Origin of the sequence: Flavobacterium sp. J372 (assembly GCF_024699965.1) — a bacterium.
GTDB lineage: Bacteria > Bacteroidota > Bacteroidia > Flavobacteriales > Flavobacteriaceae > Flavobacterium.
This window is the reverse complement of sequence record NZ_JAJOMZ010000004.1, coordinates 2072121-2092883: the sequence shown is the minus strand read 5'-3', so window position 1 is coordinate 2092883 and position 20763 is coordinate 2072121. Positions and strand designations below refer to the sequence as shown.

Sequence of the window (20763 nt, the reverse complement as noted above, 5' to 3'; positions counted from 1 at the left end):
CTTTATGATTTATATGTAAGCAATTTCTTGTACAATATTTAAAAATTAATTTTATATTTAAGCTTTATTGGCTAACTATGAAAAACCCTGTAGCTGAACGCATAGCCGGATTTTTAAGCTATCATCCGCCATTCAGCAGCCTTACTTATAACGATCTTGTCACCATAGCAGAAAATTCTAAGGTGATTTACCTTGAGAAAAACCAGACACTTTTTAAAGGCGGTGATGCTACACACCCGGATTTTTACATTGTTAAAGATGGCGCTGTCGGCCTGTCATTAACTTCAGATACTGAAGAACGCCTTATTGACAAGTGCGGTGAAGGTGACATACTTGGCCTACGCCCCTTTTTTGCAAAGAATAATTACCTGATGACAGCTAAAGCACGCGAGGAGTCGATTATATATGCGGTACCTATAGGTATATTTCAGCCCTATGTGGCACAGAATCCTGAGGTGTTATCATTTCTTCTTGAAAGCTTTGCGTCACAGTCTCGCAATCCCCACGCTAAAGAGCACAGCGGAAAGCTTATCTCTGAAAATATGCTGAATAATGAACAGGTGTCTGATATACAGTATTTTCAGCCGATAAAATATACCCGCAACCCTATAACGGCTAACCCGGACGATGTCATTAAGTTTATTGCCAAAACTATGGCAAACAGCGCCATAGGCAGCGTTATAATTCAGGAAAACCAGCTGCCATTGGGTATTATAACCGACCGCGACCTGCGCTCCAAAATTGCAACAGGCCTCTTCTCTATTGAAGTTTCAGCAAAAGACGTTATGACAACGCCCGTTATTACAGTACCTGAAAATATATCAGTTGCCGAAGCACAAATGATTATGTTGAAACACGGCGTGGGCCACCTCTGCGTAACGCGTGATGGTACAGATAATACTGCCGTTTCAGGAATAATATCTGAGCATGATGTTGTTGCTGCACAATCTAACACTCCGGGGGTTCTGCTGAAACAAACACGCCGTGCTGTGCGTTCGCAGGAATTAAAGTATGTGCGCGAAAAGTTGACTGACCTCATACAGAATTCTATAGACAAGAATATCCCTATACCCCACATTACAAATATTGTTGCAGAGATAAATATAGCTATTGTGCGCCGTGCCATTGAAATTGCCGTTGAGCGCATGGGCACCCCTCCTCCTGCCCGATTTGTATGGATGAATATTGGCAGCCAGGGCCGTAAAGAGCAGCTGTTGCTTACCGATCAGGATAATGCATTGGTTTTTGAAGATGTACCGGCAGAGCAATATGAGACCGTGAAAAAATATTTTCTTGAATTAGGTGAGCGTGTAAATTATACCCTGAATAAAGTTGGGTATGAATATTGCCCGCACGGGCTTATGGCAAAAAATCCGGACTGGTGTAAATCATTATCGGACTGGATGAACCAATACAATACATGGATTAATACGCCTGCTGAAAAAGCGGTGGAGCTAAGTACTGTTTTTCTTTGATTTTGATTATGTGTACGGAGTGCCGCAGATTGAAGATGCCTTGCAGGAAGCAATTGGCAAAAGCATCAACCGGAATAAGAAGTTCTTTGCTTACCTTGCTGCTGACACCCTTCGTAACCCTGCCCCTCTTGGGTTTTTCAGGCAGTTTCTGGTGGAAAGCGATGGCGAGCATAAAGACAGCTTTGATATTAAGAGCAGAGCGCTTGAGCCACTGTCTGATGCTGCACGTTTACTTGCCCTGAGCCAAAACCTTATTGAAATTACCAATACTTTCCAAAGGTTTAAGAAGCTGGCAGAACTTGAGCCGCAAAACGCAGAATTATACGAGGAATGCAGTGATGCTTTTAATACGCTCACACGCTTCCGTACGGAGGTTGGACTGCAAGATGATTCAAACGGCAGATACCTTAATCTTAATGAGTTATCTAAATCAGATAAAGTAAAGCTTAAGAACTGTTTTCAGCCCATTAGTGACCTTCAGGATTTGATTAAGAACCGCTTTTCACTAACCTACATCAGCTAATTATGGCGTTTGACTGGCTTACTGGCGGCAACACTCCGCAATTCTGGAAAAACTATACTTCGCTTTTCGACAAAGATGAAAGCAAAGGTGCACGCCGCTATGTAGTGTTTGATATGGAAACAACCGGCCTTGATTATAAGGAAGATGTTATACTTTCAATAGGGGCTATTGGAGTGGCAAACAATGCTGTTGAAGTAGGAGATTTTTTGGAAGTTTTTATCAGGCAGGAAAAATTCACGCCCCGGTCTGTTGCCCTGGCAGACGAAATAAATGAAACCGGGCATGAAAAAATTGTTGAAGCGGAAGCTTTAATACAGTTCCTTACTTTCATTAAAGATGCCACGCTGGTAAGCCATAATATAAACCTTGATGTAGAAATGCTTAACCAGGCCCTAAAGAGGCTTGACCTTGGGAGGATACGCAATCCGCTGATGGATACCAACGTACTTTACCAGCGATGGAAAGATCTTCCTGATGAAAAACAACTTAGCCTTGATGAGCTTTGCAATGCACTTAAAGTGCGCAAAAGCGACAGGCATACCGCTTCAGGTAATGCTTATATAACTGCTATAGTTTTCCTTAAATTAAAAAATAAACTGGGTATCTAGCTTTGCTTCTTCGGCAGGAGTATCCTGAAAGTTGTCCCTTCGCCCGGTACAGATTCAACGTAAATAGCGCCATGGTGGTTTGTAACGATTCTTCGGCATATGGCAAGGCCTATACCCGATCCTGAATATTCGTCGCGCCCGTGAAGCCTTTTGAAAACATCAAAAATTTGTTTGCTGTACTGCTCATCTATGCCTATACCGTTATCATGAACAGACACTAGATAGTACTGAACATTTTGCGGATTATTAATGTGCATATTCACAAGTTGTGGCAATGCTATATCACAGGTAATTTTTACAACAGGTTTCCTGCCCTGCGGTATGAACTTCAGGGCATTGCTGATCAGGTTATAGAACAGCTGGTTCATTTGAAGCGGCACAGCTTCAAGCACCGGAAGGTTATTCACTTCTATAACCGCCTGCTTTTCCTCTATCAACAGTTCAAAATCATCACGTATGGCTTTTACTATTGAAGTGATGTCAGTTTCGGTAAAGCGGGCGTCAGTATTCAATAATCTTGAAAACTCAAGTAAATCTTTAATAAGCGATGACATGCGCTTTGAAGCGTTTACTATCTTATCAATAAGAGCCGTATGTGCATTATCAACGTCACGCTCATGAAGCAGGTTAGAGAACATTGTAATTTTCCGCAACGGTTCCTGCAGGTCGTGGCTGGCTACATACGCATATTGTGCGAGCTCTTCGTTTGATGTCAGCAACTGCCTGTTCGCCTCTTCCAGCCCTTTGTTGGCTAGTTCCAACTGCATTGTACGCTCGGCAACTTCCTGTTCAAGAGCTGTTTGTATCTTCCGCTGGTTTGTAATATCCTGTGCAGTACCGGCCAGCAAATAAGGTTTGCCTTCAGCGTCCAGAAATGCCTTTGCCTGGGCATGCAAAATTCGCTCCCTGCCGGTTTTAAGGCTTATAACGGTATATTCTTCATCATAAATACCATCACTTTCAGGGTGTAAAGCTTTTTGGATAGCTTTTTCTATTCTGGTCCTGTCAGCCGGGTGTACAGCCTTGAATACATTTTCAGGAAGTTCGCTTGAGGTATCAAATCCAAACCATTGCTGCAGCCTCTCAGAATATGAAACAAGTCCTGTTACCGGATTCAGGCTCCATGTAGCAAGTTCGGCAAGTTCAATAGCGCCCCGTAAAGCTGCTTCAGCTTCGGCTATTGCCTGCTGGTTGTGTATCGCTTCAGTTACATTTACTGATATGTCGAGTATCGCGTAAACCTTATTGTCTTCATCAAAAAGCGGAGTGAAAATTATGTTGAAATATTCAATCTGCGGGCCATCTTTCCTTATAAATGTTACAGGCGCCCCAAACATTTGGTGCGGCTTTCCTGATGTAAATACATCGTCGAGTATTTTAAGGAATGCCTGGCTTTCAAGCTCCGGCAGCAGTTCACCAAGGGTTTTACCCTCAATATCATCTCCTTTGCCTATAACATCCTTAAAAGCCTGGTTTGGCATCTCAATTTTAAGCTCACGCCCCATAAACAGTGCCATAGCAGCAGGGGCTACATTCATTACCGTCCTGAATTTTGCTTCACTTTCTGCAAGCTTCCGTGTAGATATTATCCTTTCTGTGACTTCATTGGCCAATACCATTACGCCGTCTATCTTCCCTTCGGCGTCGCGAACGGCCGCATAGGTAAAATCGAAATATACATCTTTAAGCTTACCATCATAATTGAGTTTTGCCAATACATCATAGCCATTGTAGGTTTCACCCGTGGTATAAACTTTATCAAGTATTTGCAGGAAAGGCTGGCCTTTAAGTTCTGGCAGCGCTTCAGCCAACGGCAGTCCGGTTACTGTTGCCGGTTTGCCCCAAAGTTCAAATATCCTGTCGTTGCCAAGTTCAATAATCATATCGCGGCCTTTAAGCAGCCCTATAGCCATTGGGCTTTGCTCTGTAATAAGCCTGAAACGCTTCTCGCTCATATCGTGAAGGCGCTTTGCCTTTACCCTGTCGGTAACATCAACAGCTTTGTTAAGTATGGCGTATACATTGCCATCCTCATCAAACATGGGTTTATACGTGAAGTCGAAATAGTACGTTCCCATAACGCCGCCCATGGGCAGTATGGCAGGCATTTCGGTAAAGTTGTAAGTTTTTCCGCTGTCAAAAATACTGTCGAGTATAGCGAGGAATGGCTGGCCTTCAAGTTCCGGCACCGCTTCGGCCAGCGGCATACCAATAACCGACTTGTCTTTGCCCCAAATATTGAGTATTACATTATTAGCAATGGCAATATTCAGGTTTCGGCTGTAGTAGAGGCCTGCAGCAACCGGAGATTCTTCAACAAGGCTCTTGTAAAGCTCCAGTTCATTATAATTGCCGGGCTTCCAGTCTACTCTTACGGTATCAGGTTCAATTGGCAATTCAGGATTTATATCGGGGGCAGACATTTGAGAGCTTAATATATAGTAATAGCACAATTATACAAATATAGCGGACTGCAAACTATATATATTGTTCTTTAAGAAATTTTTAAATATCGATTAAGCCTACTGCAATGCTATACCGGCCATGATGGCTCTTTGATGCAGGACGCCTGGCTTCATCTTCCTTAAAGTAAGGCATTGCATTACTGTCTTTCACAACATTATCTTCAGGAAGATAAACTATATGATCAAGCATTTTCAAACTTTGTGCTGCAACGGTATGAATGAAGCTTTGAGACAATGTAGATTGGGTATTGAACATATAATCTTCAAACCTGACCTTACCGGAAGCGCTTAGGTTTGTAAAAGTATCCACAGTACATTCCAGCTTGCGCGGGGCAAATATTCGAATTCCTGTATGCCTGTTCCATGCTTTGTAGGCAGCCTCTTTCATGCTCCATAACAGCCACACCGCAAATTCCGGATTACCTGACGCTAAAATAAATGTGCGTTCATACCCCGTAAAAAGCTTTTCCTGCCAACCTTTGCGCCATATATTGCTCTCGCGCCGTGCGGCCTCTATATCCACCACATCATTGCCAATCATTTTCAGGCGATTTTAACTTCTATGATTTCCACAGCGGTGCGCACATCCATCATCCGTTCCATTTCTGTATTGTCTATAGTGATATCAAACGCTTCCTCAATATCGAGTATGATGTCAACCAGGTTGGCCGAATTCACCTTCAGATCAGTAATGAAATCGCTGTCTTCGGTCATGGCGTTAAAAGCCGCTTCATCATTGCTATACGGTTTTATTATGGTTTTAAGCTTGTTTAAAAGTTCTGTCTTTTCCATATCAATTATTGAATTTTTTTAAAAATGATGCAGGCATTGATATCGCCAAAGCCCAGATTGGCCTTAGCGATAATATTTATATCTGACATTTGTAATGTTTTAGTTATCCGAGACTTATCAATCATAGCTTCAATCTCCGGATGAAGGTCTTCGCAATTGATGTTCGGGAATATGTACCCGCCCTTAAGCTGCAATACTGTTGCCACAGATTCTATACTCCCCGCCCCGCTAAGGCAGTGGCCGGTCAGTGATTTAAGTGAATTAATATAAGGAAAGTCCGTCCCTCTTCTACCCAAAACTTCAACCCAGTTGGCAATCTCTGTACTGTCTTTTGCCGTTGCGGTGAGATGCCCGTTTATAGCATCAATCTTATTTGGCTCAATGCCGGCATTTTTAAAAGCTGAAGTGAAACAACGCTGAACACCGTCGTTATTAGGCGCTGTCATACTGCCTGTGCCTCGCTGTCCGCCGCTGTTTATGCTCCCGCCAAGTATTTCGCCATATATCTTCGCGCCGCGTTCTAAGGCGCTCTCAAGGCTTTCCAGCACCATTGCCCCGGCCCCGCTGCCCGGCACAAACCCGGATGCGCTTGCACTCATTGGTCTGCTGCCCTGCTCCGGCGAATCATTATGCTTGTAGGTACACACCCGTATGGCATCAAACCCGCCCCAAATGTAAGGGCCGCTGTCGCCTGTGCTTCCTGCGAGCATTCGGGTTGCATACCCTGCTTTTATACGGTCATATGCCATAAGGATGCTCTCTGTCCCAGTAATGCATGCAGATGCATTGGTAGTAATCTGGTTGCCGAGGCCGAGTTTCCCGCCCAGGTAGGCGCTAATCCCGCTATTCATGACCTGAATAGCAAGCGTGCTCCCCAGCCGTTTCACCTGCAGGTCGTCAATTTTATAAATGCCTTCACGAAATTTATCGATACCTGATGTGCATGACCCGAACACAACACCGCTTTCCCAGTCGGGTGCATCTTTATCGGGAATAGCTAATCCGGCATCTTCCCAGGCTTCCATGCCGGCTATAACGCCATACATAATACCGCTGCTGTTAAATCCGCGCAGTTCTAATTCAGAAAAATATTTTGATTTGATTTCGTCGGTAATAACAGGCTCGCCCGCAATCTGGCACGAAAAGTTTAGCTCTTCAAGCCGCTTGTCATGCCGTATGCCTGATATGCCGTTTTTTATGGCATGTTCAAACGCAGCAAGGCCCACACCGTTCGGCGCCGCCACTCCCATACCTGTTATCACTACGCGGTTACTCATTTTTGCTTATTATCATCCCGGCAATTTTGCCGCGGCAAATTTCTTCGTTGGTCTCATTATACATTATAACCTTACACTTCAGTTTGCCAAAGCGGTAATATATTTTCTCTGATTTTACCCTGACTTTTTCATTTGGGTAAACAGGTTTTAAAAACTCTGTTTCAGCTGAAGTTAAGGCAATTGCGATATCTGAATTTAAGTTGTCATTCAACAAATATATCCCTAAGCAAACTACACCAATCTGTGCCATAGCCTCTGTCAGTATCACGCCGGGCGTTATAGGATTATCTTTAAAATGGCCTTTATAAAAGTCAAGGCTTTCATCAAAAGTAAACGTTCCCTCTGCTCCATTCTCATCTACATGAAGCAGCTCATCCACAAACAAAAACGGTTTGCTATATGGTAATTTCGCTATTATTGCTGATGCTTCCATATTACTGAAGATGTTCCCCGCCATTTACCGGAATTACCGCCCCGTTTATCCAGGCTGCCTCATCAAGGCACAACATATATACTGCATCGGCTACATCATCAGGCGTTGTCATTCGTTGAAACGGATTTCGTTCTTTGGCATGATTTGCAAGCGCTTCGCTGCCGGGAATCATCCGCAAGCTTTGGGTATCAGTTATCCCGGCCATAATGCAGTTGCTGCGCAAGCCATCCGGAGCAAATTCCAACGCCATACTCCTCATCAATGCCTCAAGCGCTGCCTTTGCGGCTGAAACTGCGCCATAGCTTGGCCATGCTTTACTGCTGCCTTCACTTGTAAAAGCCAGGAGTCGTGCATCATCAGCAAATAATTCTGCATTTAGTAATGCTTTTGCCCAGTCATAAAAGCTGAAAGCCATAGCATTCATGGTTATGTTCAGGTCTTCTGTTGATAATGCGTTTTCGCCTGTCATTGCCTTCAGGCTGCCTTTTGCAACGCTGTGCAGCAGGCATCTGATTTTGTTATTGCCAATCGTTAATTTTATAGTTGAAATCAGTTCTTCTCGTTTTTCAGGATTGAGGGCATCTGCATTAAAAGCTTCAAATTGTACGTTTGCCTGCCTTATTGCTTCAAACTCCTTTTCAATAGCTTCCATCTCCGCACGGCCATTTCTGTAGACGATGATGATATTCATGCCTTCCTGTGCCAGTTTTTTAGCCGAAGCAAGCCCAAGCCCGCTGCTGCCCCCTAAAATAATAGCCCAATAACCTGTATTTTCAAAAGTTTTTACCATTGTAATAACACCCGCTGTGCCGAGAATCCGGGGCCGAAACTCAGCATCACGCCTCGTTCACCCTTAGCCGGATTTGTGTCCATAATTCGTTCAAGTACATAAAGTACCGTGGCGCTCGACATATTTCCGTACAATTTAAGCACTTCTTTTGTATCGTCAATATTTTTTCCCATGCCTGCAAAAAGTTCTTCAACCGTTTTAATGATTTTTTTGCCGCCCGGATGAAAAATCAGGTGGTCAACGTCATCAATCCTTAAATCGTTTTTCTCAAGGAAAGGATGGATGATGTCTTCAAAATGCGATGCGATCTTTTCCGGTACTTCCACATCAAGCACCATCTGCAAACCGCTGTTAGTAAGCTTAAAGCCCATCATGTGCTCAGCATCATAAAAATGATACATCTGCTCATCGATAATCTCAGGTCCGTTATCATCCTCATAAGACGACAGCAGGCAGCACGCCGAGCCGTCACCGAAAATCGCCGCGCTCACAATGTTAGGCATAGAGTAATCATCTAATTGAAATGTCGCTGAAGGCGCTTCAACAGCTATCACTGCCGCCCTCTTGCCTGGATTGGCCTTCAGGAAGTTCTTGGCGTAAATAATACCCGAAATACCAGCCGCACAGCCCATCTCTGTTACCGGAAGCCTCACGATATCCTGCCGCAGGTTCATTTTATTGATGAGATACGCATCAAGCGATGGTATCATTATGCCGGTACAGCTTACGGTTATGATATAGTCCAGGCTCTGAGGCTCCCACTCTGCCTTATCAAGTGCGTTTTGCAGTACTTTTTCACCGAGTTTAATCGCCTCGCGCGAATAAATATCATTTTTTTCTTCAAAAGATGTTGCCGTAAAAGCCTCTTCCGGGTGCATTATGGAATAACGCCTGTCAACCGCAGCGCCTTCAAATATCTTCTTCACCTTCCGGATGAAACGGTCCTCCTGCCCTGCCATCCATCCGTCGACAAGTTCAAGTATTTCTTCTGTAGAAGCCGAATATTCAGGAAGTTGCTTTGCTGCAGCTATAATTTTTACACTCATGTTTTTTCAATTATCCATTGGTATCTGAAAGCCCAGCGCCAACGGATACTATGCTTTTTCAGGCCGAGGTTTTCAGCCATTTTTTCTATTTCAATTTTCCTGAACCCTCGGAGGATCGACACCAATCCATCCTGCCGGGCCATCTTGTTCAGTCCGAGTACGGGACTTATTACCCTAAACAGCCCGTAGGCTACTTTGCTGCGGTGCAAATCGTTTATTACGATTCCTATTGAAGCATTGGTTTCAAAAGTTGAAAGCAGCTTTGCAATCATTTCATTGCTGAAATGATGCAGTGTGAGCGTACACAGGGCGATGTCATATTTAAGGTTCTCAAAATCAGTCTTAAACACATCAAGGCACAGATATTTGATCTGGTACGTAGCCGACAGTTGTTTTGCGTAAGCAACGGTATTAGGATTAGCGTCCACACCAATCAGGTTGAATGTATAACCCTCCCGCATCCCGTAATCTGCCAGCATCCTTAACATGTCACCATTACCGCACCCCACATCAGCGATGGTTACAGCCACGCTTTTGTCGTGGTTTTTCAATAGCTGTTTCACACCGTCAAGGGTTATGGCGTTGCCACCGAGCATTTTGTTTATACCCGCAATCTGGTCAAGCGCGCCGTGCAGTTCGTCCCCTTCAATATAGAAATCGTCCATAATCTCGGCCTCGGTGCTGCGGTATGTAATGTCAGGCCCTATCATTGCGCGATTTGTATTGGTTTGCCGTGTGTTTGTTTTATAATCAGGGGCAGTACTGCCGGGAAAGCCGAAACAAATCCTGTCAGTGCCTTTGCAAGTGATTTATGCTGCAATGCATATCCTAGCATCCTTCCCGCTTTTATCCTCCTGCCAAAATTCTTTCTCCATTCTGCGGCATAGCGTTTTTCGAGTTCTGCCCGTGTACGGATTGTTCCCGTATGGAATAAAAATATAAGTTCAGATGCGATTTTTGCGCTGTGAATTGCCATGGCCATTCCGTTGCCGCAAAGCGGATGGATGAGCCCGGCAGTATCGCCTGTCATGATGATATGGTTTTCGACCGGATTTTTCTTTTCGAAAGAAATCTGGCTGATTGTTAAAGGCTTGTTAAATACTGCTCTGCACTTCTCAAAAATAGGAAGCAAATGCGGATTTTGAGAAAGCACAGATTTTTGGTAATCGTCAATATTTTTAAATTTTTTAAACGTTTTATAATCAGCGAGATAACACACGTTAATCGTATTATTCTCCACTTTTGATATTCCACAATAACCACCATCAAAATTATGTAACGCGACGACATCATCTGGAAAATCTCCGGTATAGTGACATTTTACCGCCAGCCAGGGCGATTTTTTAACAAAAAAATTCCTGGATAATTGCTGGTCTAGCCCGGCCCGCTTGCCATAAGCGCCAATTACGATTTTTGATGTAAATGTGGTGTCCGAAGTATTTACCATTAACATTTCATTATCAAACCGGATGTCAGTAACAGTGTCATTTACAAACGTGCAACCGGCATCTTTAGCCTTGATGTACAGATAGTTATCAAGCGCGTAACGGCTTACTCCAAAACCTCCTAAAGGTAGATTTGCCAAGGCCTTTTTGCCTGAATTTGATGAAAACTCAAACTTGTTAATTTTAACAGGATTTAGCTCATAAATATCAATCCCAAGCCAATTTAAATATGGGATAATTTCGTTGGAGACATATTCGCCGCATACCTTGTGCCGCGGATAGCTATCCTTCTCAATTACAGTGATCTGAAGCCCGTTTTTACGCAGATGTAGCGCAGCTGTAAGCCCCGCCAGGCCTCCGCCTACAATAAGTACATCAGGTTGGTTTTCCATATTTGCTAATTTAGGAAAAACCGTATGCGGAAATGTTATAGTTTCCTTAAATAAAAAACCCTGCAATTAGCAGGGTTTTAAATGTTATTCTATCCGTCCGTCCTTAATTTCATCAACAATTTCAGGGTTGAGCAATGTAGTCGTATCGCCAAAGTTTGTAAAGTCGCCCTCCGCTATCTTCCGCAGTATCCTTCTCATGATTTTACCTGAACGCGTTTTCGGCAAACCTGATACAAACTGCATTTTGTCGAGCTTAGCTATCGGGCCTATGTGGCTGGATATGTGCTCGTTAATCTCTTTAATAAGGTTATCCCTGTCACGGCCTGAGCCTGATTCTTTCAAAATGATGAATCCGTACAGTGCATTGCCCTTAACCTCATGCAGAAAGCCCACAATTGCTGACTCTGCCACGGCAGGATGTTCATTTATGGCATCTTCAATTGGCGCTGTGCCAAGGTTATGCCCTGACACAATTACAACATCATCAACCCTTCCGGTTATCCTGTAGTAACCCACTTCATCACGCAGGGCGCCATCTCCGGTAAAATATTTCCCGGGGAATGTTGAGAAATACGTTTCCTTAAACCGCTGGTGGTCACCCCAAATGGTACGTGCCATACCCGGCCACGGGAACTTGATGCAAAGGCTCCCCACAACCTGGTTACCTTCAATTTCGTTGCGTTTTTCATCCATCAATACAGGTTGTACACCCGGTAATGGTAATGTAGCATACGTTGGTTTTGTTGGGGTTACAAATGGAATTGGCGAAATCATTATGCCTCCGGTCTCGGTTTGCCACCACGTATCTATAACTGGAGATTTCTTTTTTCCGACATGGTCATTATACCAGTGCCATGCTTCTTCATTGATTGGCTCACCTACAGACCCTATTATCTTTAGCGATGACAAGTCGTGCTTATCAACCCATTCCCAGTTTTCTTTAGCAAGCGAGCGGATAGCCGTTGGAGCCGTATAGAACTGTGTAACTTTATGCTTGTCAATCACTTCCCAGAAACGGCCAAAATCAGGGTATGATGGTACACCTTCAAAAATTACAGTAGTGGCACCGTTGAGCAGCGGACCATATAATATATACGAATGTCCTGTGATCCAGCCTATGTCAGCCGTACACCAGAAAACATCATTCTCTTCGTAAGCAAAAATATTTTTGAAAGTATAAGCTGAATAAACCATGTAACCTGCCGTAGTATGCAGCATGCCTTTAGGCTTACCTGTTGAACCCGAAGTATATAATATAAACAACGGATCTTCAGCGTCCATGATTTCAGCTACGTTATTCGGTACAGCTTCATCAAGCAGCGGCTGCAGCCATATATCACGGCCTTCCTGCATGTTGATTTCAGTATTGGTACGCTTTACAACCAGTACTTCTTCAACACCGGGGCACTTTTGCAGCGCCTCATCAACAATACCTTTAAGGTCAATGGTTTTATTGCCGCGGTATCCACCGTCAGATGTTATCACCATGCGGCATTGCGAATCATTTATCCTCGTTGCCACTGCCGAAGCCGAAAACCCTGCAAATACAACTGAATGTATTGCGCCTATTCTTGCACAGGCCAGGACAGCTACGGCAAGTTCCGGAATCATCGGCAGGTAAATACATACCCTGTCACCTTTCTTTATGCCACGGTCGCGCATCACATTTGCCATCTTAGCCACCCTGTCATACAGCTCGTTATAGGTTATATGCAGCGCTTCTTCGTCCGGGTTGTTCGGCTCAAATATGATGGCTGTCTTTTCTCCACGTTTTGCAAGGTGACGGTCAATGCAGTTTTTTGTGATATTCACTTTAGCATTGAGGAACCATTTCACCTCGGCCTCCTGCATGTCAAATTCCACCACTTTATCCCATTTCTGGTACCATGTAAAATTCTCGTCGGCTATCTTTTCCCAGAATTTACGGGGCTCGCGGATAGACTTGTTATAATGTTTAAAGTATTGCTCTAAGCTTTTAACCTGGTAATAACTCATGTTTGTTTGTTCGTTAGGTTGATTTTGTAAATATAATAACCTTACAAATTATCATGAAACAAATCATGATAAACCTTCCATGATTCAAATAATTAAAAATAAATCACTCAAAAAATTATACATAACACAATTTTATCACAAAAACGATAACGATTGAGCGGTTTATTTTTCTTTAATTTGTGAGGCAATACAACCAATAATGCAGATTGACCCAAACACAACCGACAGCAAGAACATCTATAAGATACTTACCGGTGCGGTAATTCCCCGTCCTATCGGCTGGATATCAAGCATCAGCAAAGATGGCATTCCCAACCTCGCGCCGTTTTCATTCTTTAATGCTGTAGGCGAAGACCCGCCCCACGTGATGTTCTCGACAGTTCGCTCGGGGCACACCAATAAAGATACGCTTAACAATGTACTTGAGACAGGGCAATTTGTTGTAAACATGGCAACTGAAGAGCTTGTTGAAGCTATGAACAATACATCAATCAACCTCCCACCCGATGACAATGAGTTTGAATATGCAGGACTCACGGCAATTCCTTCAACTTTAGTGAAGCCTTTCAGAGTAGCCGAAAGCCCGATTCACTTCGAATGTGAATTAGTGCATCATTACAGCCTTGAGGGCCATAAAGATGGCGGTGCAACTATAATGATAGGCCGAATTATAATGTTTCATGTAGATGACAGCGTATTGCTTGACAACTATAAGATTAACCGCGAAACCTATAAGCCTATTGCGCGCCTTGAGGGGTGGAACTACGCAAAACTTGGTGAGGTTTTCGAAATAAAAAGGCCTTTTATAAAACCATGAAAATTACAGTAATAGGCGGCGGCCCGGGCGGATTATACTTCTCGATATTGCTGAAAAAAGCAATGCCTGACTGTGTAATTGATGTTTATGAACGCAACAGGGCCGATGATTCCTTCGGGTTTGGCGTAGTGTTTTCAGATGAAACGCTGAGCGAGTTCCTTACCCGCGACCCTGAGTCTTACGAGCTTATCCGCAGCCGATTTGCTTATTGGGATGAGCTTGATGTTGCCCGAGACAGCGAAACAGTACGCATTACCGGCAACGGTTTTTGTGGGTGCTCAAGAAAGACATTACTTCAATTGTTACAACAGCGTTGCAGTGAAGAAGGTGTTAACCTTCACTTTGAAGCGAATGTGGACGATTTAAGCCGGTTTGCGGACTCAGATATAATTGTGGCTGCTGATGGTATAAACAGCGCTATACGCGACAAATTTGCGGCTGATTTCGGGACTGAAATAGAACTGCAGAGCAACCGCTTTGTATGGATGGGCTCTACCCGCCCGCTGGATGCTTTTACCTATTTCTTCAGGAATACGGAACACGGCGCTTTTGTAGCCCACACCTACCAGTATGAAGAAGGAATGAGTACCTGGATTTTTGAAACAACAGACGAAACCTGGCAAAAAGCAGGATTTAATGTTACAGATGAACAGGATACCATTGCAAAACTTCAGGAGTTTTTTAAGGAAGAGCTTGACGGCCATGGCCTGATTTCTAACAGGTCGCACTGGAGGCAATTCCCTGTTATCACCAACAAACGCTGGAACAAAGACAACATTGTCTTGCTGGGTGACGCTAAAGCAACCGCCCACTACTCTATCGGTTCAGGCACAAAGCTCGCCATGGAATGTGCGATCGCTTTGGCCGACTCTGTCATAAAATATAAAACTGATACACAGGCAGTTTTTGAGCACTACGAAAAGCTGCGCCGCAACAGTGTTGAGATGATTCAGCATGCCGCAAACGTGTCGTTGCAATGGTTTGAAGATATGAACAGGCACATACAGCACCCGTTCATGCAATTCGCTTTCAGCGTAATGACCCGCGCCAAGAAAGTTACTTTTGAAAACCTTGCACTGCGTGACCCTGCATTTACACAAAAGGTTTTAACAGAATTCAATAGCAGCATCGCAGATTCGACACCAACAACTCCGGCAGCATTTACGCCATTTTCATTGCGCGGAATGGTAATCGACAACCGTATTGTCATGAGCCCGATGGAACAATATTCAGCAAAAGATGGGGTTGTTACCGACTGGCACCTGCAGCATTACGGTTCGCGTGCAATAGGCGGTGTAGGGCTTATAATTACGGAAGCTACAGCTATATCACCAACCGGAAGAATAACTTTAGGATGTCCCGGTATATACTCTCAGGAACAAACAGATAGCTGGAAACGAGTTACAAGTTTCATCCATGAAAACAGTTCGGCCAAAATAGCTATCCAAATTGGCCATTCCGGACGGAAAGGTGCGGTGAAATTCCCTTGGGAAAGCAATAACGAACCGATTGAAAATGCCTGGGGATTGCTCTCGGCATCTGAGATTTCATTTAACGATAAGATGCCTGTGCCTCACGAAATGACGGTTGAGGATATGGATATTATTACTTCAGAGTTTGTTACTGCGGCTAAAAATGCAGATGCTGCCGGTTTTGACATGATAGAGCTTCAGGCGCACCACGGGTTTCTGCTTGCTTCATTCCTGTCACCTTTGACAAATGCACGGACAGATGAATTTGGCGGAAACATTGAAAACAGGCTGAAATTCCCGCTAAAAGTATTTACTGAAATGCGTGCTGTTTTCCCACATGAAAAACCCATGAGTATACGTGTCTCGGCATCAGACTGGGCTAAAGGCGGTATTACCGAAGAAGATGTGCTGACAATAGCCAGAGCCTTTAAAAAAGCCGGTGCCGACATCATTAATGTATCGACAGGTTTGACAGTTGAACATCAGAAACCGGCAGTTGGCAGGATGTGGCAAACGCCCTTCAGCGATATGGTTCGAAATGAAGTAAACATCCCTACCATCACAGCGGGATACATTCAGGACATTGACCAGATAAATACAATTTTGCTTAATGGCAGGGCTGATTTGGTTGCACTTGGCAAAACACTTTTGCTCGACCCATCATTTGTACGTAATGCCCAGGCATATGAAAGCTTTAAAGCAAATAAGCTAGATGAAGTTGGTGTACCACAGCAATATATGTCGGCCATATCACACCATTATCCTTACATTGCCGGGCAGCGTAAGTCGCTTGAAAATATGAAAAAGGCGCTGAAGCCTGCAACGCATAAAAAGTAGTGCCATGAAACATTACGAAGATAATTTTGCCCATAGCCACCTGCCGCCAAAAGAACTGCAGGCAGATTGTTTTACTGGACATCCGGATTTTGAGTTTGACGGTGCACTGAACTGCGTGGAGAGGCTGATTGACAGGCATATAGCTGAAGGCGATGGAGACAGGATTGCCATCCGCACTTTTGATGCAACATGGACATTTCAGGAGCTATACGAGAAAGCCAACCAGATTGCTCATGTTTTAAAAGATAACCTTGATTTTGTGCCCGGGAACCGGGTGCTGATACGCTCCGCAAATAACCCCATGTATGTGGCATGCTGGTTCGGGATTCAGAAAGCCGGAGGAATTGTGGTGGCAACTATGCCATTACTTCGGGAAAAAGAACTCAGTGTGATGATTGAGTGTGCAGAGATATCCCACGCTTTCTGCGATTATACACTTGAAGATGCGCTAATGGCTGTGGAGTCGCCGTTCCTGAAACAGGTAATTACCTTTGACGGCTCAGGTAAAACAATGTCAAAGCTTGAAACGCTGATGGGTAACAAGCCAAAAACGTTCAGTAATTACCACACGATGGCTGATTCCCTGGCAATCATTGGGTTTACATCAGGCACTACGGGAAAGCCAAAAATGACATCGCACTACCACAAGGATATATTGCTGATATGCGAGGCGTTCCCTAAATATTCACTGCAACCTACAAAAGATGATATATTTACAGGCAGCCCGCCACTTGGTTTTACCTTCGGGCTTGGCGGACTGGTGCTGTTCCCGTTTTATTATGGGGCATCAACTTTTTTGATAGAGAAACCCACGCCTGAATTACTACTGCAAGCCATACAAGACCACAAGATTACAATTTGCTTCACTGCTCCTACGGCGTGGCGGGTGCTGGCTACAAAAGTCCAGAATTATGACATTTCTTCACTACGCAAATGTGTTTCGGCAGGTGAAACGTTGCCTGTTAAAGTTTGGGAAGACTGGTATGAAGCCACTGGATTAAAGATTATCGATGGTATCGGTTCTACGGAAATACTGCATATCTTTATATCGTCGAATGAACAAAATATGCGCAAAGGCGCAACAGGTAAGGCCATTCGCGGCTACGAGGCAAGAATAATAGACAGCGACGGAAACGAAGTTACAGATGGCTCTCCAGGTCGATTAGCTGTTCGTGGCATTACCGGCTGCAAATACCTGAACAGTCCTGAAAAACAGATGGAATATGTTCAAAATGGCTGGAACATTACCGGCGACATCTTCCGCAAAGACGAAGACGGTTACTTTTGGTTTGTGGCACGCGGTGATGACATGATCATATCTTCGGGGTATAACATTGCTGCCATTGAGGTAGAGAGTGTACTCCTCACCCACCCTGATGTTGCAGAATGTGCCGTAGTAGGCCTGCCGGATGAAAACCGAGGTATGCTGGTTTGTGCTTATATCGTTTTGAATGAGCAGGAAAAGGCATGTGACGAGCTTACAAAAACTATACAGGACTGGTTTAAGGAAGTGGCTGCACCCTATAAGTACCCACGGGAAATTCGATATGTGGATGTGCTGCCTAAAACTGAAACAGGTAAGATACAGCGATTTAAACTAAAAAATACATTACAGGCATAATGGAAAATACATTCATCAAAAAAGAAAAAGTACGCTTTCAGCATGTGGACTATGCCGGGATAGTTTTTTACCCGCGATTTTTGGAAATGCTGAATAACATTGTTGAAGATTTTTACGAGGAAGCGCTTGATATGCCTTTCAAAAACATACATAAAACAGGCGGTATCCCTACGGTTGACCTGAAAGTACAGTTTAAAAAGGCAGCGCGCCTGGGCGATGAGCTTACAAAATATTTCTGGGTAAAGAAGCTGGGCTCATCTTCCATGAACTGCGGGTTTAAGTTTGAGCATGAAGATGGTTCGATATGCCTTGAAGGTGAAGTGTCGCTGGTAAGGGTTGATTTTAACGCGGACCGTAATGATATAAAGGCCAGCCCGTTTCCTGATGAGATGCGGGCAAAACTTGAAAGGTATGTGATTCCTGATATGAGGTTTTAAGGGTTTAAGATTTATGAGTTACGATTTAAGATTTCAACTCAGCCATTTAAAATTTATAATTCAAAATTTAAAATAGTGAATTTAACGAAGTTTAAAGCTGCGGCGGTACAGGCTTCTCCTGTTTTTCTTAATGCGAAAGCCACTACCGATAAGGCTTGTAACATCATTGCTGAAGCCGCCAAAAATGGAGCATCGCTTTTGGCATTCCCTGAGGTTTTTATATCTGCATACCCGTACTGGAACTGGATTATGACACCGGTACAGGGCAGCAGGTGGTATGAAAAATTGTATGTAAACAGCATCAATGTCCCGGGTCCGGAAACCGAAATGCTTTGTAATGCTGCCAGGGAAAATAACTGCCATGTTGTTATTGGCGTGAACGAACGCGGGCAAAGCTTTGGCGAGTTGTATAATACCAACCTGATTATTGATAATCACGGAAATATAGTTGGTAAACACCGTAAATTGGTACCAACCTGGGCTGAAAAACTCACGTGGACAGGCGGTGACGGTTCGTCACTGAAAGTATATAACACAGAGATTGGGCCTATAGGAACGCTGGCGTGTGGTGAGAATACCAATACATTGGCGCGTTTTGCCTTGCTCGCGCAAGGTGAACTGATACACATTGCAAATTACATTTCGCTGCCGGTTGCCCCGCCCGATTACAATATGGCAGAGGCAATAAAGATACGTGCGGCGGCACATTCGTTTGAAGGGAAAGTATTTACCATTGTATCTTGTTCAACAATTTCGAAGGAGATTATCGAGATGATGAAAGAAGATGTGCCGAATGCAGAAGAATTACTTACCCGAAAGGATAGCGCTTTTACAGGCTTTATTGGGCCTAATGGCGCAGTTATAGGCGAGCCTTTGATTGATGAAGAAGGTATTGTTTATGCAGATATTGATTTGGCTAAGTGCATACAGCCTAAGCAGATGCATGACATACTGGGGCATTACAATCGCTTTGATATCTTTGACTTGCGGGTTAACACGGCGCCCAGGAAAAACATCACGTTTACTGACGATGAGGAAAGCCTGCAAAAGGAAAAATGAAAAACTGAATAGCCCCGACAGAGGCGATATCCTCTCCGCTGCGGGAGATAAAGCCGATGGCGGGAACATGGATTGCCGGTAAAGCCCGCACCATCCACTTCAAATAAACAGCTTATGGAAACGAAATTTGACGACAGCGTTCTGGGCCGCGCCCGTGTACAGGACACGCCGGAACTGGAAGCCTACTACAAAGAACTGGAGTCACTCGGCGCAGGAGCCTTGTGGACAGTAGCCAACGATATTGAGCCTTGGGAGCCGCGCACATCATCTGTGCCTATGCTATGGAAATATGAGGATTTGCGTTCGCTGGTGCTTAAATCATCAGAACTTGTTACGCCTGAACAGGCCGGTCGCCGGGTAGTATACCTGGTGAATGATAAGCGCCGGGATGTTAGCGCTGCCGTGGGTTGGCTATATACAGGGATTCAGGTGACACGACCGGGTGAAAGTACATCGGCACACAGACATAAAGCATCTGCCCTTCGCTTTATTATGGAAGGATCGGGTGGCTATACCGTGGTTGACGGCAACAAGATAATGCTGGAAGTGAACGACTTTGTGATAACACCTAACAGCACCTGGCATGAGCATGGCGTTGAGGCTGATGGTAAAACTTGTATATGGCAGGATGGGCTTGACATTCCTCTGGTGAATGCACTTGAAGCCAATGATTATGCAGTTTTTGACGGTAAGCAGCCGTTGGTTTCACCTGTCAATCACTCGCCGATGACATATAGTGGTGTTGGTTTGGTTCCTGCTGATACAGAATGGGATAAGCCCTATTCACCTTTATTTAAATACTCCTGGAAGCATGTCTACCCGGCGCTGCTTGAGGCCGCAAAGGTTAATTCAGGCTCTGAATATGATGGTATCCTGATGCATTACACCAACCCAAAAACAGGCGGACATGTGATGCAGACAATGGGTGCTTCAATACAATTATTACGCGGCGGCGAACATACCAAAGCCCACAGGCATACGGGTTCATTTGTGTACCAATGTGCTAAGGGCCAGGGATACAGCATCATTGCCGGTAAGCGCTTTGACTGGAAAGAGCGGGATATTTTCTGCGTGCCGTCATGGGCATACCATGAACATGTAAATTTAAATCCGACTGAAGATGCCTGCCTGTTTTCCTTTCATGACCTGCCAGTGATAGAGTCGCTTGGACTATATCAGGAAATGGCACATCCGGAAGGTTTTCAAGCGGTTGCGGGTTAAGAATTGCGGGTTGTCAGTTCGAGCGCAGTCGAGAAAATAAACGCATCTCGATGCTCGA

19 protein-coding genes are annotated in these 20763 nt (G+C 44.3%); 9 read left to right on the top strand and 10 right to left on the bottom strand.

The window, feature by feature from the left end; translation table 11 throughout:
* Positions 1-77 precede the first annotated feature (77 nt).
* Genes LRS05_RS10310 through LRS05_RS10305 form a run of 3 tightly spaced genes read left to right on the top strand, consistent with a single transcriptional unit; the run spans position 78 to position 2606 of the window.
* A complete protein-coding gene (locus tag LRS05_RS10310) occupies positions 78-1475 on the top strand; it encodes a DUF294 nucleotidyltransferase-like domain-containing protein (protein WP_308224872.1) in 1398 nt (465 codons plus the stop codon).
* Between the two features lie 19 nt (positions 1476-1494).
* Positions 1495-1998 carry a putative nucleotidyltransferase substrate binding domain-containing protein gene (locus tag LRS05_RS17285; RefSeq protein WP_308224870.1) on the top strand — a complete coding sequence of 168 codons (504 nt, stop codon included), beginning with the start codon at positions 1495-1497 and terminating at the stop codon, positions 1996-1998.
* Between the two features lie 2 nt (positions 1999-2000).
* A complete protein-coding gene (locus LRS05_RS10305) occupies positions 2001-2606 on the top strand; it encodes a PolC-type DNA polymerase III (protein WP_257868253.1) in 606 nt (201 codons plus the stop codon).
* On the opposite strand, the gene LRS05_RS10300 is transcribed toward LRS05_RS10305, so the two are convergent.
* The 10 genes from LRS05_RS10300 to acs form a co-directional block, all read right to left on the bottom strand.
* Positions 2603-5029 carry a PAS domain-containing protein gene (locus LRS05_RS10300; RefSeq protein ID WP_257868252.1) on the bottom strand — a complete coding sequence of 809 codons (2427 nt, stop codon included), beginning with the start codon at positions 5027-5029 and terminating at the stop codon, positions 2603-2605. The genes LRS05_RS10305 and LRS05_RS10300 overlap by 4 nt on opposite strands.
* An 82-nt stretch (positions 5030-5111) precedes the next feature.
* Complete coding sequence (locus tag LRS05_RS10295; RefSeq protein ID WP_257868251.1) at positions 5112-5612, bottom strand: 4'-phosphopantetheinyl transferase superfamily protein; 501 nt, start codon at positions 5610-5612, stop codon at positions 5112-5114.
* 2 nt (positions 5613-5614) lie between these two features.
* Positions 5615-5863: an acyl carrier protein gene (locus LRS05_RS10290; protein ID WP_257868250.1), complete on the bottom strand. Its 249-nt coding sequence runs from the start codon at positions 5861-5863 to the stop codon at positions 5615-5617.
* 5 nt (positions 5864-5868) lie between these two features.
* Positions 5869-7140 (bottom strand): beta-ketoacyl synthase, encoded by a 1272-nt coding sequence (locus LRS05_RS10285; protein WP_257868249.1) that lies wholly within the window; start codon positions 7138-7140, stop codon positions 5869-5871.
* Positions 7133-7573 (bottom strand): 3-hydroxyacyl-ACP dehydratase FabZ family protein, encoded by a 441-nt coding sequence (locus LRS05_RS10280; RefSeq protein ID WP_257869265.1) that lies wholly within the window; start codon positions 7571-7573, stop codon positions 7133-7135. The genes LRS05_RS10285 and LRS05_RS10280 overlap by 8 nt, the downstream gene beginning before the upstream one ends.
* 1 nt (position 7574) lies before the next feature.
* Positions 7575-8363: an enoyl-ACP reductase gene (locus LRS05_RS10275; protein ID WP_257868248.1), complete on the bottom strand. Its 789-nt coding sequence runs from the start codon at positions 8361-8363 to the stop codon at positions 7575-7577.
* Positions 8357-9409, bottom strand: a complete 1053-nt coding sequence (locus tag LRS05_RS10270; RefSeq protein ID WP_257868247.1) for a type III polyketide synthase — start codon at positions 9407-9409, stop codon at positions 8357-8359. Before LRS05_RS10270 ends, LRS05_RS10275 begins: the two co-directional genes overlap by 7 nt.
* Positions 9406-10119 carry a methyltransferase domain-containing protein gene (locus tag LRS05_RS10265; RefSeq protein WP_257868246.1) on the bottom strand — a complete coding sequence of 238 codons (714 nt, stop codon included), beginning with the start codon at positions 10117-10119 and terminating at the stop codon, positions 9406-9408. The genes LRS05_RS10270 and LRS05_RS10265 overlap by 4 nt, the downstream gene beginning before the upstream one ends.
* Positions 10116-11246, bottom strand: a complete 1131-nt coding sequence (locus LRS05_RS10260; RefSeq protein WP_257868245.1) for an NAD(P)/FAD-dependent oxidoreductase — start codon at positions 11244-11246, stop codon at positions 10116-10118. The genes LRS05_RS10265 and LRS05_RS10260 overlap by 4 nt, the downstream gene beginning before the upstream one ends.
* An 84-nt stretch (positions 11247-11330) precedes the next feature.
* Positions 11331-13241, bottom strand: coding sequence for an acetate--CoA ligase (gene acs / locus LRS05_RS10255; protein ID WP_257868244.1), 1911 nt, complete (start codon positions 13239-13241; stop codon positions 11331-11333).
* Positions 13242-13440: 199 nt separating this feature from the next.
* Between acs and LRS05_RS10250 the strand changes: the two genes are divergently transcribed.
* The 6 genes from LRS05_RS10250 (at position 13441) to LRS05_RS10225 (ending at position 20705) form a co-directional block, all read left to right on the top strand.
* A complete protein-coding gene (locus LRS05_RS10250; protein WP_257868243.1) occupies positions 13441-14058 on the top strand; it encodes a flavin reductase family protein in 618 nt (205 codons plus the stop codon).
* A complete protein-coding gene (locus LRS05_RS10245; protein ID WP_257868242.1) occupies positions 14055-16367 on the top strand; it encodes an FAD-dependent monooxygenase in 2313 nt (770 codons plus the stop codon). Before LRS05_RS10250 ends, LRS05_RS10245 begins: the two co-directional genes overlap by 4 nt.
* Before the next feature lie 4 nt (positions 16368-16371).
* A complete protein-coding gene (locus LRS05_RS10240) occupies positions 16372-17988 on the top strand; it encodes an AMP-binding protein (protein ID WP_257868241.1) in 1617 nt (538 codons plus the stop codon).
* Positions 17988-18425: a thioesterase family protein gene (locus LRS05_RS10235; RefSeq protein WP_257868240.1), complete on the top strand. Its 438-nt coding sequence runs from the start codon at positions 17988-17990 to the stop codon at positions 18423-18425. Before LRS05_RS10240 ends, LRS05_RS10235 begins: the two co-directional genes overlap by 1 nt.
* A 75-nt stretch (positions 18426-18500) precedes the next feature.
* Entirely contained in the window at positions 18501-19484 is a 984-nt protein-coding gene (locus tag LRS05_RS10230; protein ID WP_257868239.1) for a carbon-nitrogen hydrolase family protein, read from the top strand.
* 114 nt (positions 19485-19598) lie between these two features.
* A complete protein-coding gene (locus LRS05_RS10225) occupies positions 19599-20705 on the top strand; it encodes a cupin domain-containing protein (protein WP_257868238.1) in 1107 nt (368 codons plus the stop codon).
* Positions 20706-20763 lie beyond the last annotated feature (58 nt).